Genomic DNA, 15,720 nt, shown 5'->3' with positions numbered 1-15,720 from the left:
ATAAGCTGTGCGCCATCCGGCATTTGAATTTATCCCACCCCGCTCATCGCATCTCCTAAATGAAAAATCGGCAAATACATCGCAACGACCAGCGTACCGATTATCAGCCCCGTAATGACCAGTAACGCAGGCTCGAGTAGCGCAGCTAGATTCTCTGCCTGAGACAATGTTTTCTCGCCGTGGTGATGGGCGAGATTACGCAGCATTGTATCCAGCGAGCCGGAAGCCTCACCTGTTCTGACCAACTGTATGCACAATGGGCTGAATTCACCGCAATTTTTTAGCGCTAACCAGACCGGTTTTCCGGCGCTGATATCTTGATGTACCTGCGCTAAGCGTTGTGACCAGAAAGGGTTGGCCAGCGTTTCAGTGACGCTCTCAAGACCTTGCAGAAAAGGAATACCTGCATTTTGCGTTAACGCCAGAACAGTGAAGATCTGCGTGAGTTTTTGCCCTCTCACCATCGGCCCTATGACCGGGAAGCCGAGCAGCAATTTCTGGCGCAGAGTGAGCCAGTATGGCTGCTGCTTCATCAGGTGATATGCTGCAACCGCTATCAGGCTGAATGCTCCCGCCAGCCATCCCCATTGGCTGCTAAAATGCGCGATGGCAATAATCCACTGAGTGAGTACTGGTAGCGGGGTGTTAAACGTCTGGTAAATGGCGGCAAACTCAGGGAGTACAAACTGCAGCATCGCGAATACCACCATCACTGCCATCGTGATGATGAATATCGGATAGCGTAGGGCTTTTTTAACTTTATCCGCCAGTTGCTGTTGATTCTTCTGCTGGCGAGCGAGTTCAAAGCAGCAGTCGTCCAGCTTACCCGTAAGCTCTCCGGTACGGATCATTGCCTGATAAAGAGGCGGAAAAACGTGTTGCCACTGAGATAGCGAGGTGGAGAGAGAAATACCCTGTTCCATATCGTGAGCCAGCGTGCGCAGTAGCGCTTGCCATTGGCTGCTGGGATGCTGTTCAGCCAGCAAAGCTAAACTTGCCGAGAGTGTTAGCCCTGCTTTCAGCAACGTCGCCAGTTGATGTATGGTTTCAGCGCTTTTTTCACGGCTCCAGTGTGAGGCTTTGACACGCATACGATTAATGCGCAGCGGCGTGATATGCCGTTGCTCGAGAGCAAGCATCAATGAGGGGCGGGTATCGGCCCAAAGTACGCCTTCCAGTGGATTACCTTCGTTGCTAATACCTTGCCAGCGCCAAAGCAGTTTAGCTGACATGGGGTATGCCCAGTACGCGTACCAACTCTTCAAATGTTGTTAACCCTTGTTCGACGGCCTTGCAACCATTTTCGAAAAGCGTGCTCATCCCCAGTTGCTGAGCATTCGATTCCACTCCGTCTACGGACGTACCGTTGGCGATGCTCTGGCGCAATGCAGGTGTCACGGGGAGAACTTCAAACAATGCCGTACGGCCATAAAATCCGTGATAGCAATGTTGGCAGCCCGGAGCCTGCCAACGAGGCAGTGGCGTAGGCCAGATCGCTTCCGGGAGCATGATCGGCGTTTCCAGACGTTGTCGGCAATGGGGACACAATTTTCTCACCAACCGCTGCGCAATGACGAGCGTCAGCGCGGAGGCGATCATCCAGCGTGCAACCCCCATTTGCTGCAAGCGTATTAGTGTTTCTGTGGTGGAATTGGTATGCAGTGTTGATAGAACCAGATGACCGGTTTGTGCGGCTTTAAGGGCTATTTCAGCCGTTTCGCCATCACGGATTTCACCCACCATGATAATGTCGGGATCCTGACGCAGCAGCGCGCGCAATACTCCCTGAAAAGTGAGGCCGGCACGTGGATGAATTTGTGTTTGGTTAAGACCTGCGATCGGGATCTCGACTGGATCTTCCACGCTACAGAGGTTAACGTCCTGAGTGTTTCGGGTCTGCAGCGCACTATACAGCGTGACCGTTTTACCGCTTCCGGTCGGTCCGGTGACCAGAATCAGCCCCTGAGGCTGCTGCAACGCTTGTGAAAATGCTGCCAGCTGCGCGTCCTGCATTCCCAGCGCGGTGATTTCCAGCGCTTGATCGACCTGATGCAGTAGCCGTAGCACCACTTTTTCGCCAAAGCGACAGGGCAGGGTGGCGATGCGAAACGAGACCGGCTCTCCTGAAATTTCAACGGTAAATTGGCCGTCTTGCGCAAGTCGGTGCTCGGCAATATCCAGACTGCCTAAAACTTTTAGTCTGGCAGTGATGGCGATACCCATCTCGGTCGTGACGTCCGGTAAAGCATGCAGTACGCCATCCACACGTAATCTGATTCGATAGTGATTTTCCGCTGGTTCAAAATGAATATCAGAAGCCCGTTGCACCAGCGCGGATTGAAACGTCTGATTCAGCAAATCTGCTGCGCTGGCGCTGCTTTTCGTGACCACTGCCGGGAGCATTTTCTGTGGCGTATGCGTGTGGCCTTCCATTTGTTGACGCGTCCAGCAGACGATGTCGATACGTCGGGTGGTGGCAAAATGCAGTGCGTCCAGCAATTCGTGGGATGGAGCGTCCACGACGGCGATGTGCACCACTTCATTGTCTGCATCCAGTAATATTCCCTGATGACGTTGGCACAGCGCCGTAAGTTGGGTGGTATTCATCTCTTTTCCTTAATTGATATCGAAACGGAAAACGTCTTCACAGGCCTGTTGCAATGCGCTGTCATTCTGGATAACGCAGTTACGGCTCCAGCCGGTAATACCGTTGGCATTGTCCCAACCCGGCGTCATGGTGATGCTTAACCCGTTCAGGCTTTCTTGTCCGCTGAGGCTGACCACCCCTTTTTCAACGCTCATGGCGGAGACATAACGGGTGGTGGCTGGAGAAGGGATGCCATTCGTTCCGGCATCACAGGTTGTTGTTCCGCCATGCTCCAGCGCACAGAGCTCAACCGCCGTGCGATAGGGAACAAAGGTTTGCAGCATGTCTGTTAACGCGGCTTTGCGCAGATAGTTTTGATAAGCCGGAATACCGATGGCGCTAAGGATGGCAATAATGCCAATGACCACCATGAGTTCGATAAGTGTGAAGCCTCGTTGCTTGTCCATCGTTCGCTCCTTGAGTTAGCTGGCGCTACTTTGGCAAACGCTCGGGTTTACGGCGAGAGGCAAAAAACAGAACGGGAAGGCGGGTTCCGAGGATTTTTATGAAATTACAGAGTCAGACAACGTATTTGCGAAGAGGCTCGAAGAAACAGCCGTATGGCGGCGTAAACGCTTATCCGGCTGATAGAAAAACCGGCGTGATGGGCCCGATAAGTGAAAGTACTATCGGGCTAAACCATCAGTAATTAGCGAAAACGCATAGAGAGATCGAGCGCGCGAACATGCTTGGTCAGCGCGCCAACAGATATGAAATCCACGCCAGTTTCGGCAAATTCGCGCAGAGTTTCATGAGTGACGTTACCCGACACTTCCAGACGCGCCTGGCCGTTGGTGCGTTTTACCGCTTCCCGCATTTGGTCAGTTTCGAAGTTATCGAGCATGATGATGTCGGCCCCTGCTTTCAGCGCGTCGTCCAGTTCATCCAGGCTTTCTACTTCGACTTCAACCGGCACATCCGGGTGCAGCCAGAAGGCTTTTTCAACGGCCTGACGTACCGAACCTGAAGCAATAATGTGGTTTTCTTTAATCAGGAAAGCGTCAGAAAGGCCCAGACGATGATTCGCGCCGCCGCCGCATAATACGGCGTATTTCAGCGCGGTACGCAGCCCCGGCAGAGTTTTACGTGTATCCAGCAGTTGGGTTTTTGTTCCCGCCAGCAGGTCGACGTATTTACGCACCTCGCTCGCCACACCCGAAAGCGTCTGTACAAAATTAAGCGCGGTACGTTCGCCGGTTAGCAGCACGCGGGAAGGGCCGTCCAGTTCAAATAGCGGCTGATTGGTCTTAATGCTGTCGCCATCTTCGACATGCCAGGTGATGTTGACATCATCGCCCGCCAGTTGAATAAAGACCTCTTCAACCCAACGTTTTCCACAAAAAACGCCATCTTCGCGGGTGATCACGGTGGCGTGGGAGCGCATCTCCGCGGGTAAAAGCTGTGCGGTGATATCGTTATTGGCATCAACTTCTCCGCCTAAATCTTCACGCAGCGCCTGAGCTACAGCGGCAGGGATATCCAGATTTATGCGTTCCAACAGCGCGTCACGTCGGTAGTCAGGGTTATAGCGGCGAGGCGGCATGATAAAACTCCAAATTGCTAACGAATCATAAGGTGGAAACATGCTACCCTGAACCTGATATGAGCACCACCAATAAGGAGATTCTGCATGTTGTTAGACGAGGGCTGGCTGGCAGAGGCGCGACGCGTTCCCTCTCCTCATTACGATTGCCGCCCGGATGACGAAAACCCTTCTCTGCTGGTGGTGCATAATATCAGCCTGCCGCCTGGCGAGTTTGGCGGCCCGTGGATCGATGCGCTGTTTACGGGCACGATTGATCCCAATGCCCATCCTTATTTTGCCGGGATCGCCCATTTGCGCGTTTCGGCACATTGTTTAATTCGCCGTGACGGTGAAATCGTGCAGTATGTCCCCTTTGATAAACGCGCCTGGCATGCTGGCGTGTCGAACTATCAAGGCCGCGAACGCTGTAATGATTTCTCAATTGGTATTGAGCTGGAAGGGACGGATACGCTGGCCTATACCGATGCGCAGTATCAGCAACTGGCAGCCGTGACGAATGCCCTGATTACGTGTTATCCGGCCATTGCCAACAACATGACAGGACATTGCAATATTGCGCCCGAGCGTAAGACCGATCCCGGGCCCTATTTTGACTGGGCAAGGTTTCGCGCCCTGGTCACCCCCTCGTCGCACAAGGAGATGACATGACGCTGTTTACAACATTACTGGTGTTGATTGTTGAACGCCTGTTTAAGCTGGGTGAGCACTGGCAGCTTGATCACCGGGTTGAAGCTTTTTTCCGCCGGGTGAAGCATTTTTCGATGATGCGTACGGTAGGCATGGCCCTTATTGCGATGGGGGTGACATTCCTGCTGCTGCGCGCACTTCAAGGCCTGTTGTTTAACGTGCCTTTGCTGGTGGCGTGGATCTTAATTGGTTTGCTGTGCATCGGCGCTGGCAAGACGCGTCTTCATTATCATGCCTATCTGAACGCGGCTGCTCGCGATGACGCTCACGCCCGTGAAGCGATGGCCAGCGAGCTGACCCTGATTCATGGGATTCCGCCTGAGTGCGATGAGCGTGAGTTCTTGCGCGAACTGCAGAACGCGCTGTTATGGAACAACTTTCGCTTTTATCTTGCGCCGTTATTCTGGCTGATTGTCGGTGGCCCGTGGGGACCGGTGACGCTGGTGGGTTATGCCTTTCTACGTGCCTGGCAGTCTTGGCTGGCGCGCTATCAGACGCCACACCAGCGTTTGCAATCAGGTATCGATGCGATCCTGCATGTGCTGGATTGGATCCCGGTGCGCCTGGCGGGTGTCGTCTATGCGCTGCTGGGGCACGGCGAGAAGGCGTTGCCTGCCTGGTTTGCGTCGCTGGCGGATCTGCATACTTCGCAATATCAGGTGCTTACTCGCCTTGCGCAGTTTTCTTTAGCGCGTGAACCACATACCGATAAAGTCGCAACGCCAAAAGCCGCGGTTTCGATGGCGAAGAAGACCTCGTTTGTGGTGGTGGTGGTCATTGCCGTGTTGACCATTTATGGAACATTAATTTAAGCCATTATTATTGGTGGATGGCGTTGCGCTTATCCGTCGAGGAAAAAAGATTGGCCCGGTCGCTTGGTGCTTGCGGGCCAATCTTTCAAAGCGTATCAGCAGGTGGGATGCCAAAATCTGGCATCCCGTTTTCGTTCCAGCGCACCAGCTTCAGACGAGTGTGGCGGTTTGGATCGTATAGCGGATCGCCCTCGATTTCAGTGTAATTTCTCGCGTGGTACACAAGCACATCTTCTCCTTCCGGCGTTTGCGTAAAGCTGTTGTGTCCCGGCCCGTATTGGCGGTTTTCGTAGCTGGTGGTAAAGACCGGGCGCGGCGATTTGTGCCAGTTCTGCGGGTTGAGCGGATCGGCATTGAGATCAATCCACAATAATCCCATACAGTAGTTCTCATCGGTGGCGCTGGCGGAATAGCTGATAAACAGCTTATCGCCGTGAACCATGACGGCCGGGCCTTCGTTGACCCAAAAACCCCGGCATTCCCAGTCATACTCTGGATGACTGAGCATTACCGGCTCGCCTTTAATCGTCCATGGATTTTCCAGTTCGGCGAGATAGATATTGGAGTTTCCGGAGATATCGGGGGATTTCTGTGCCCACAGATACCACTGTTTTCCCTGATGGTTAAAGGTGGTGGCATCGAGCGCGAAGGTATCAAACTGCGTTTTAATCTGCCCTTTCTCTGTCCATTGGCCGGTCAGCGGATCGGCGTCTGCACATTCGAGCGCAAACATACGGTGCTGGAACATCCCCAGCTTGTCGAGCGCCTGTGTGTGGGCGGCGGCAAAATAGATGTACCACTTGCCTGCCAGACGATGGATCTCAGGTGCCCAGATCAGCTGGCTCATGGGGCCGTTTTCTGGTTTGCGCCAGACGACAACCGGGATAGCGGTGCGTAACCCTTCCAGCGAGTCCGCCCGGCGGATCTCCAGACGATCGTATTCGGGCACTGAAGCAATGAAATAGTAGTGGCTACCGTCACGTAAAATAAACGGGTCGGCACGCTGTTCAATAAAGGGATTTGGCCACTGACTCATTAGGCTTTCCTTACGTTTTCAGTCGTTTTTATATCGTGGTACTCATTCAGTTCACGGTAGTTGGCGCGGCGCTTTTCTAAATCTGTCTGGATTTGTTGCATAAACTCGCGGTCAACTTTCAGCAGACGAACTACGCCTGCGGTAATCAGGTAGCCTACACCCGGTATGATGGTAAACAGCAACATAATACCGTTAATGGCGGAGTCGCTTTGCGCTTTCGCCCCTGCGTCGTAGCCGTACCAGGAGAGCAGGAAACCAACCATCGCTCCGGCAATCGCCAGGCCCAGTTTCAAGAAGAACAGGTTGCCGGAGAAGCTGATTCCGGTGATACGTTTACCGGTTTTCCACTCGCCGTAATCATCGACATCCGCCATCAGCGACCAGTGCAGTGGGGATGGGATCTGATGCAGAATGTTGAGCAGGAAGTAAAGCACCATAATCATCATGGTGGCTTTAGGAGCGAAGAAGTAAAACGCGCCGGAGAAAATCGCCAGGATGATATTGGTCCAGAAGAAGACTTTCAGTTTGCACCAGCGATCGGTTAACACCTTCGCCAGCATGCTGCCGATCATCATGCCCACAACGCCAAGGCTGATAAACAGCGTTGCGAACTGCGTGCTTTGCTGCATAACCCAGGTTACGTAGTACATGGTGGCAGCCATGCGAATAAAGCCCGGACAGACGTTGCACAGGGTTAACAGCAGGATTTTTACCCACTGATCGTTCTTCCATACGTCTTTCAGGTCGGCTTTTAAATCGTCGTTAGTCGGGACGGCAGGACGTACGCGCTCACGGACGGTTGCAAAGCAAAACAGGAACATACACATGCCGATGAAGGCCAGCACTGCCATCGCCATCTGATAGCCTTTAGCTTTATCTTCCCCGCCAAACCAGTCCGCCATTGGCAGCAAGGTGAGGGAGAGCAGCAGGGTTGCAATTCCTACCAACACAAAGCGATATGACTGGCAGGCGACACGTTCCTTTGGATCGTTAGTGATGACGCTGCCGAGCGAGCAGTAAGGGATATTGATCGCCGTATAGGTGATAGAGAGCAGGAAGTAGGTGACGAACGCATAGATTACTTTGCTGTTATATGTCCACTCAGGGGTGGTAAACATGAGTACGCTAAATAATGCGTATGGGAAAGCCATCCACAAAAGCCATGGACGAAATCGACCATATTTGCTGCGGGTGCGGTCGGCCATCGCGCCCATAATAGGGTCGGTAACGGCATCTATAACGCGTACTGAGAGCAGTAACACGCCGACCAGGGCCGGTGCCAGGCCAAAAATATCTGTGTAAAAATAGTTAACAAACAACATGATGGCGCCAAAGATGATGTTGCATCCGGCGTCGCCCATTCCATAGCCGATCTTTTCTTTCACCGTGAGCTTACTGGTTTCCATCAACTGCACTCCATTAATAAGATATGGAGATAATTATTGTCTGGCAGAGGTGTTTTTGCGTTGCAGGATAACGCCAGTGATATGGACGAAACAGTCGTGAGTGGGAAAGTGTGAGGCAGGTAACAACCCCCACCTGAGGTAGGTGGGGGAGGGAGAATTAATGTGCTTTAGCTACTTTGGCGGTTTTCTGTTTGCACAAATAGCCGATGCCAAGAATGGCAATCCATACAGGGATTAAGTACACCGAAATCGCCATGCCCGGCGTCATCAGCATAATCACCAGCACTGCAGCCATGAAAATCAGACATACCCAGTTACCAAGCGGATAGAGCAGCGCCGGGAAACGGGTGGTAACGCCTTGCTGCTGTTTGGCTTTGCGGAACTTCATGTGCGCCAGGCTAATCATTGCCCAGTTGATCACCAGTGCGGAAACCACCAGCGCCATCAGCAGGCCAAAGGCGGATTCCGGTGCCAGATAGTTGATCAGTACACACAGAGCCGTAACCAGCGCGGAGACCAGAATGGTGTTCACCGGTACGCCGCGTTTGTCGACGTTCATCAGCGCTTTTGGCGCGTTGCCCTGCTGTGCCAGACCGAACAGCATACGGCTGTTGCAGTATACGCAGCTGTTATAGACAGAAAGGGCAGCGGTCAGCACTACGATGTTCAGAGCATTGGCAACAAAGGTGTCGCCCAGCTCGTGGAAAATAAGGACAAACGGGCTGGTATCAGCCGTGACGCGCGTCCACGGCATCAGGGAAAGCAGAACAGCCAGCGAACCTACATAGAAAATCAGGATACGGTAGATAACCTGGTTGGTTGCTTTGGGAATGCTTTGCTCCGGGTTATCGGCTTCTGCTGCGGTGATCCCGACCAGCTCCAGCCCACCGAAAGAGAACATAATAATAGCCATCATCATCACCAGACCGGTGAAGCCGTGCGGCAGGAAGCCACCCTGACTCCACAGGTTACTGACGCTGGCCTGCGGGCCGCCGTTGCCGCTAAACAGCAACCAGCCGCCGAACAGAATCATCGCAACCACGGCAATGACTTTAATAATGGCGAACCAGAACTCCATTTCCCCAAACACTTTCACGTTGGTCAGGTTGATGGCGTTGATCAGCACGAAGAAGGCTGCAGCAGAAACCCAGGTGGGGATATCCGGATACCAGAACTGGATGTATTTACCTACGGCAGTCAGTTCAGCCATGGCAACCAGGACGTACAGTACCCAATAGTTCCAGCCAGAAGAGAAGCCCGCAAAACCGCCCCAGTATTTATAAGCAAAGTGGCTAAAGGAGCCTGCAACCGGCTCTTCAACCACCATTTCACCTAACTGACGCATAATCAAAAAGGCGATAAAGCCGGCAATTGCGTAACCCAGAATAATACCCGGTCCTGCAGACTGGATAACGGATGCGCTACCGAGGAATAACCCGGTACCAATCGCGCCACCCAGCGCGATTAGCTGTATATGGCGGTTCTTAAGACCGCGCTTGAGCTGATCGCCATGCTGTTGACTTTCCATCATTAAACCTCGTGTGTGGTTTTACTCTTCATATTTCGAGTACTTATTTTTTGAACTACGCAGCAATGCGTGTGTAAGTTTGCAATTCCGTTTGTTGTATTTATTTGTTTACAGATGCTTTAGATAAAATGTTGCCTCAATGCTTTTGTCTTGATCAGAATAATGATATGTGAGCGCGAATGCACCTGCTTTATGCGGGCAAGATGACGAGTTGAATAAAAAGAAACCATTTGTAAATGCGAGTTTATCTACCACAAAATTTCCATTTTGAATTTTTATTCACTAATTGTGGCTAATGTGTCGATAAATAATCAGGTGAATCGGTTCAGATAAGATATTTTTTCGTTTCAATTCCGTTAAAACTACCCCGTGGTGGGTAAATTTAACATTTGTGCATAGTTACATGTTTGAAACGTTATTTCTGTAATGTTGTTAAAATATGCCCCCTTTACTGATTTCAATCAAAACCTGTATGGACAGAAGGTGAATACTTTGTTACTTTAGCGTCAAGAACATGAAATTGGTAAGACCAATTGACTCCGGGCAAATGGCTTAAGACAGGAAATCATGGCCTACAGCAAAATCCGCCAACCAAAACTCTCCGATGTGATTGAGCAGCAGCTGGAGTTTTTAATTCTTGAGGGGACACTTCGCCCCGGAGAAAAACTCCCACCGGAACGCGAGCTGGCAAAACAGTTCGACGTCTCCCGCCCCTCCTTACGCGAGGCGATCCAACGCCTTGAAGCGAAGGGGTTACTGCTTCGTCGTCAGGGCGGTGGCACTTTTGTTCAGAGCAGCCTGTGGCAGAGCTTTAGCGACCCACTGGTAGAGCTGCTCTCCGACCATCCTGAATCCCAGTTTGACCTGCTTGAGACGCGCCATGCGCTGGAAGGTATTGCAGCCTATTACGCTGCACTGCGCAGCACGGATGAAGACAAAACGCGTATCCGTGAACTCCACCATGCGATCGAGCTTGCTCAACAGTCCGGCGATCTTGACGGCGAATCTGACGCGGTACTCCAGTATCAAATTGCTGTCACCGAAGCGGCACATAATGTGGTGCTGCTCCATTTGCTAAGGTGTATGGAGCCGATGCTGGCCCAGAACGTTCGGCAAAACTTCGAATTGCTGTATGCGCGTCGCGAGATGCTGCCGCTGGTGAGCAGTCACCGTACCCGCATCTTTGAAGCAATTATCGCCGGGAAGCCTGAAGAAGCGCGTGAAGCGTCTCACCGTCACCTGGCGTTTATCGAAGAGATTCTGCTGGACAGGAGCCGTGAGGAAAGCCGTCGTGAACGCGCCTTACGCCGTCTGGAGCAACGAAAGAATTAGTGATTTTTCTGGCAGAACGTTAACCAGAAGATGTTGTAAATCAAGCGCTATCGAAAGGCGCGGCAACTAAACGCAGAACCTGTCTTATTACGCTCTCTGGTGAGAACGTAATGGGACAGGTTCCAGATAACTCAACGTATTAGATAGATAAGGAATACCCCCATGTCAGAACGTTTCCCAAATGACGTGGATCCGATCGAAACTCGCGACTGGCTACAGGCGATCGAATCGGTCATCCGTGAAGAAGGTGTTGAGCGTGCTCAGTATCTGATCGACCAACTGCTTTCAGAAGCTCGCAAAGGCGGCGTGAAAGTAGCGGCAGGTGCTGGGGCCAGCAATTATGTAAACACTATTGCCGTTGAAGATGAACCGGAATACCCGGGCAATCTGGAGCTGGAGCGTCGTATTCGTTCTGCTATCCGCTGGAACGCCATCATGACCGTACTGCGCGCGTCTAAAAAGGACCTCGAGCTGGGTGGCCACATGGCATCCTTCCAGTCCTCCGCAACGGTGTATGATGTTTGCTTCAACCACTTCTTCCGTGCACGCAACGAACAGGATGGCGGCGATCTGGTTTACTTCCAGGGCCACATCTCTCCGGGCATCTACGCTCGCGCATTCCTGGAAGGTCGTCTGACTGAAGAGCAGATGAACAACTTCCGTCAGGAAGTACATGGCAAAGGCCTGTCTTCCTACCCGCACCCGAAACTGATGCCGGAATTCTGGCAGTTCCCGACCGTATCTATGGGTCTGGGCCCAATCGGTGCAATCTACCAGGCTAAGTTCCTGAAATATCTGGAACACCGTGGCCTGAAAGATACCTCTAAACAAACCGTTTACGCCTTCCTGGGCGACGGCGAAATGGATGAGCCAGAATCTAAGGGTGCTATCACCATCGCGACCCGTGAGAAACTGGACAACCTGGTCTTTGTTATCAACTGTAACCTGCAGCGTCTTGACGGTCCGGTCACCGGTAACGGCAAGATTGTCAACGAACTGGAAGGCATCTTCGCGGGCGCTGGCTGGAACGTTATCAAAGTCATGTGGGGCGGTCGTTGGGATGAGCTGCTGCGTAAAGATACCAGCGGTAAACTGATCCAACTGATGAACGAAACCGTTGACGGCGACTACCAGACCTTTAAATCCAAAGATGGCGCATACGTACGTGAGCACTTCTTCGGTAAATACCCGGAAACCGCAGCCCTGGTTGCTGACTGGACTGACGAGCAGATTTGGGCGCTGAACCGTGGTGGTCACGATCCGAAGAAAGTCTACGCTGCACTGAAGAAAGCGCAGGAAACCAAAGGCAAAGCAACTGTAATCCTGGCCCATACCATCAAAGGTTACGGCATGGGTGACACCGCCGAAGGTAAAAACATCGCTCACCAGGTTAAGAAAATGAACATGGACGGCGTACGTTATATCCGCGACCGTTTCAACGTTCCTGTGACCGATGAGCAGGTTGAAAACCTGTCTTACATCACCTTCCCGGAAGGTTCTGAAGAGCACACTTATCTGCACGCTCAGCGTCAGAAACTGCACGGCTATCTGCCTGCTCGTCAGCCGAACTTCACCGAGAAGCTGGAACTGCCTGCTCTGGAAGACTTCGGTGCGCTGCTGGAAGAGCAGAACAAAGAAATCTCCACCACTATCGCTTTCGTTCGTGCCCTGAACGTGATGCTGAAGAACAAGTCGATCAAAGATCGTCTGGTTCCGATCATCGCTGATGAAGCGCGTACTTTCGGTATGGAAGGTCTGTTCCGTCAGATCGGTATCTACAGCCCGAACGGTCAGCAGTACACCCCGCAGGACCGTGAGCAGGTTGCTTACTATAAAGAAGACGAGAAAGGTCAGATCCTGCAGGAAGGCATCAACGAACTGGGTGCTGGCGCATCCTGGCTGGCTGCTGCGACCTCCTACAGCACCAACGATCTGCCGATGATTCCGTTCTACATCTACTACTCCATGTTCGGATTCCAGCGTATCGGTGACCTGTGCTGGCAGGCAGGCGACCAACAGGCTCGCGGCTTCCTGGTAGGGGGAACTTCTGGTCGTACGACGCTGAACGGCGAAGGTCTGCAGCACGAAGATGGTCACAGCCATATTCAGTCTCTGACTATCCCGAACTGTATCTCTTACGATCCGTCTTACGCGTACGAAGTTGCGGTCATCATGCACGATGGTCTGGAGCGTATGTACGGTGAGAAACAAGAGAACGTTTACTACTACATCACCACGCTGAACGAAAACTACCACATGCCGGCAATGCCAGCAGGTGCCGAGGAAGGTATCCGTAAAGGTATCTACAAACTCGAAACCCTCGAAGGTAAGAAAGGTAAAGTTCAGCTGCTGGGCTCCGGTTCTATCCTGCGTCACGTGCGTGAAGCAGCACAGATCCTGGCGAACGACTACGGTGTAGGTTCTGACGTTTACAGCGTAACCTCCTTCACTGAACTGGCGCGTGATGGCCAGGATTGTGAACGCTGGAACATGCTGCACCCGATGGAAACTCCGCGCGTTCCGTACATCGCTCAGGTGATGAACGACGCTCCGGCAGTGGCATCTACTGACTATATGAAACTGTTTGCCGAACAGGTTCGTACTTATGTACCGGCTGATGATTATCGCGTACTGGGTACTGACGGCTTCGGTCGCTCTGACAGCCGTGAAAACCTGCGTCACCACTTTGAAGTTGATGCTTCTTATGTGGTTGTAGCGGCCCTGGGCGAACTGGCTAAACGTGGCGAAATCGATAAGAAAGTGGTTGCTGACGCAATCATCAAATTCAACATCGATGCAGATAAAGTTAACCCGCGTCTGGCGTAAGAGGTAAAAGAATAATGGCTATCGAAATCAATGTACCGGACATCGGGGCTGATGAAGTTGAAATCACCGAGATCCTGGTCAAAGTAGGCGACAAAGTTGAAGCTGAACAGTCGCTGATCACCGTAGAAGGCGACAAAGCCTCTATGGAAGTTCCGTCTCCTCAGGCAGGTATCGTTAAAGAGATCAAAGTCTCTGTTGGCGACAAAACTGAGACCGGCAAACTGATCATGATTTTCGATTCCGCCGATGGTGCAGCAGCCGCTGCACCTGCTCCGGCAGAAGAGAAGAAAGAAGCCGCTCCGGCAGCAGCACCTGCTGCGGCAGCGGAGAAAGAAGTACACGTACCGGACATCGGCGGTGACGAAGTCGAAGTTACCGAGGTTATGGTTAAAGTGGGCGACACCGTTGCGGCTGAACAGTCTCTGATCACCGTTGAAGGCGATAAAGCGTCGATGGAAGTTCCGGCGCCGTTCGCGGGCACCGTTAAAGAGATCAAAATCAACACGGGCGACAAAGTGTCTACCGGTTCTCTGATTATGGTCTTCGAAGTTGCAGGCGCAGCGCCTGCTGCAGCACCGGCTCAGGCGGCAGCTCCAGCAGCAGCGGCGGCTCCGGCAGCTTCTGGCTCGAAAGAGGTTAACGTTCCGGATATCGGCGGTGACGAAGTTGAAGTCACTGAAGTGATGGTTAAAGTGGGCGATAAAATTGCCGCTGAGCAGTCACTGATTACCGTTGAAGGCGATAAAGCGTCGATGGAAGTTCCGGCACCGTTCGCGGGCACCGTGAAAGAAATCAAAATCAGCACCGGCGACAAAGTCAAAACCGGTTCTCTGATTATGATCTTCGAAGTTGAAGGCGCAGCACCTGCTGCCGCGGCTGCTCCAGCCTCTGCAGCTGCACCGGCTCAGGCTGCTAAACCAGCCGCAGCTCCGGCCGCGAAAGCGGAAGGTAAATCTGAGTTCGCTGAGAACGACGCTTACGTTCATGCAACGCCGCTGATTCGTCGCCTAGCGCGCGAGTTCGGTGTAAACCTGGCGAAAGTGAAAGGTTCTGGCCGTAAAGGTCGTATCCTGCGTGAAGACGTTCAGGCTTACGTGAAAGACGCTATCAAGCGTGCTGAAGCTGCTCCGGCAGCAGCAGGCGGCGGTATTCCGGGCATGCTGCCTTGGCCGAAAGTGGACTTCAGCAAGTTTGGTGAAATCGAAGAAGTGGAACTGGGCCGTATCCAGAAAATCTCTGGTGCTAACCTGAGCCGTAACTGGGTGATGATCCCGCACGTTACTCACTTCGACAAGACCGATATCACCGATCTGGAAGCGTTCCGTAAACAGCAGAACGCCGAAGCTGAAAAACGTAAACTGGATGTGAAATTCACGCCAGTGGTCTTCATCATGAAAGCCGTTGCCGCCGCTCTGGAACAGATGCCGCGCTTCAACAGCTCTCTGTCTGAAGACGGTCAGCGTCTGACCCTGAAAAAATACATCAACATCGGTGTCGCGGTAGATACGCCGAATGGTCTGGTTGTTCCGGTCTTCAAAGACGTGAACAAGAAGAGCATTACCGAGCTGTCTCGTGAACTGACCACCATCTCCAAGAAAGCGCGTGATGGCAAGCTGACCGCTGGCGAAATGCAGGGCGGTTGCTTCACCATCTCCAGCATCGGTGGCCTGGGTACGACCCACTTCGCGCCGATTGTGAACGCGCCGGAAGTGGCTATCCTCGGTGTCTCCAAGTCCTCTATGGAGCCAGTGTGGAACGGTAAAGAGTTTATGCCGCGTCTGATGATGCCGATTTCGCTCTCCTTCGACCACCGCGTAATCGACGGTGCTGATGGTGCGCGCTTTATCACCATCATCAACAACATGCTGTCTGACATTCGCCGCCTGGTGATGTAAGCGAA

12 protein-coding genes are annotated in these 15,720 nt (G+C 52.5%); 5 read left to right on the top strand and 7 right to left on the bottom strand.

What is annotated here, in order from left to right:
• Positions 1-29: 29 nt before the first annotated feature.
• From hofC to nadC, 4 genes are all read right to left on the bottom strand, one after another.
• A complete protein-coding gene (gene hofC, locus HV237_RS19775; RefSeq protein ID WP_046275368.1) occupies positions 30-1,232 on the bottom strand; it encodes a protein transport protein HofC in 1,203 nt (400 codons plus the stop codon).
• A complete protein-coding gene (gspE, locus tag HV237_RS19770; protein ID WP_047358328.1) occupies positions 1,222-2,607 on the bottom strand; it encodes a type II secretion system protein GspE in 1,386 nt (461 codons plus the stop codon). The genes hofC and gspE overlap by 11 nt, the downstream gene beginning before the upstream one ends.
• Positions 2,608-2,616: 9 nt before the next feature.
• Positions 2,617-3,054, bottom strand: coding sequence for a prepilin peptidase-dependent pilin (gene ppdD / locus HV237_RS19765; protein WP_016151710.1), 438 nt, complete (start codon positions 3,052-3,054; stop codon positions 2,617-2,619).
• A 242-nt stretch (positions 3,055-3,296) separates the two neighbouring features.
• The gene (gene nadC, locus HV237_RS19760; protein ID WP_047358402.1) at positions 3,297-4,190 is read right to left on the bottom strand and encodes a carboxylating nicotinate-nucleotide diphosphorylase; all 894 of its coding nucleotides are present in this window, start codon (positions 4,188-4,190) and stop codon (positions 3,297-3,299) included.
• Between the two features lie 87 nt (positions 4,191-4,277).
• Between nadC and ampD the strand changes: the two genes are divergently transcribed.
• Both ampD and ampE read left to right on the top strand, forming a co-directional pair.
• Positions 4,278-4,841, top strand: coding sequence for a 1,6-anhydro-N-acetylmuramyl-L-alanine amidase AmpD (gene ampD, locus HV237_RS19755; protein ID WP_065554758.1), 564 nt, complete (start codon positions 4,278-4,280; stop codon positions 4,839-4,841).
• Positions 4,838-5,692, top strand: a complete 855-nt coding sequence (gene ampE, locus HV237_RS19750) for a beta-lactamase regulator AmpE (protein ID WP_016155697.1) — start codon at positions 4,838-4,840, stop codon at positions 5,690-5,692. Before ampD ends, ampE begins: the two co-directional genes overlap by 4 nt.
• 85 nt (positions 5,693-5,777) lie before the next feature.
• Here ampE and HV237_RS19745 read toward each other — a convergent pair whose 3' ends face one another.
• From HV237_RS19745 to aroP, 3 genes are all read right to left on the bottom strand, one after another.
• Complete coding sequence (locus HV237_RS19745; protein WP_047358326.1) at positions 5,778-6,728, bottom strand: family 43 glycosylhydrolase; 951 nt, start codon at positions 6,726-6,728, stop codon at positions 5,778-5,780.
• Positions 6,728-8,134 carry an MFS transporter gene (locus tag HV237_RS19740; protein ID WP_047358325.1) on the bottom strand — a complete coding sequence of 469 codons (1,407 nt, stop codon included), beginning with the start codon at positions 8,132-8,134 and terminating at the stop codon, positions 6,728-6,730. Before HV237_RS19740 ends, HV237_RS19745 begins: the two co-directional genes overlap by 1 nt.
• Positions 8,135-8,291: 157 nt before the next feature.
• Entirely contained in the window at positions 8,292-9,665 is a 1,374-nt protein-coding gene (aroP, locus tag HV237_RS19735; protein ID WP_085951098.1) for an aromatic amino acid transporter AroP, read from the bottom strand.
• Positions 9,666-10,229: 564 nt separating this feature from the next.
• Between aroP and pdhR the strand changes: the two genes are divergently transcribed.
• From pdhR to aceF, 3 genes are all read left to right on the top strand, one after another.
• Positions 10,230-10,994, top strand: coding sequence for a pyruvate dehydrogenase complex transcriptional repressor PdhR (gene pdhR, locus HV237_RS19730; RefSeq protein WP_003018699.1), 765 nt, complete (start codon positions 10,230-10,232; stop codon positions 10,992-10,994).
• A 162-nt stretch (positions 10,995-11,156) separates the two neighbouring features.
• Positions 11,157-13,820 (top strand): pyruvate dehydrogenase (acetyl-transferring), homodimeric type, encoded by a 2,664-nt coding sequence (aceE, locus tag HV237_RS19725; protein ID WP_016151717.1) that lies wholly within the window; start codon positions 11,157-11,159, stop codon positions 13,818-13,820.
• A 14-nt stretch (positions 13,821-13,834) separates the two neighbouring features.
• Positions 13,835-15,715 (top strand): pyruvate dehydrogenase complex dihydrolipoyllysine-residue acetyltransferase, encoded by a 1,881-nt coding sequence (gene aceF, locus HV237_RS19720; protein ID WP_016155700.1) that lies wholly within the window; start codon positions 13,835-13,837, stop codon positions 15,713-15,715.
• Positions 15,716-15,720: the final 5 nt, after the last annotated feature.

Origin of the sequence: Citrobacter sp. RHBSTW-00570, from assembly GCF_013739755.1 — a bacterium.
Classification (GTDB): Bacteria; Pseudomonadota; Gammaproteobacteria; order Enterobacterales; family Enterobacteriaceae; genus Citrobacter; species Citrobacter braakii.
Note: the sequence above shows the minus strand (reverse complement) of the source record. Positions and strands in the feature narration are given on the sequence as shown.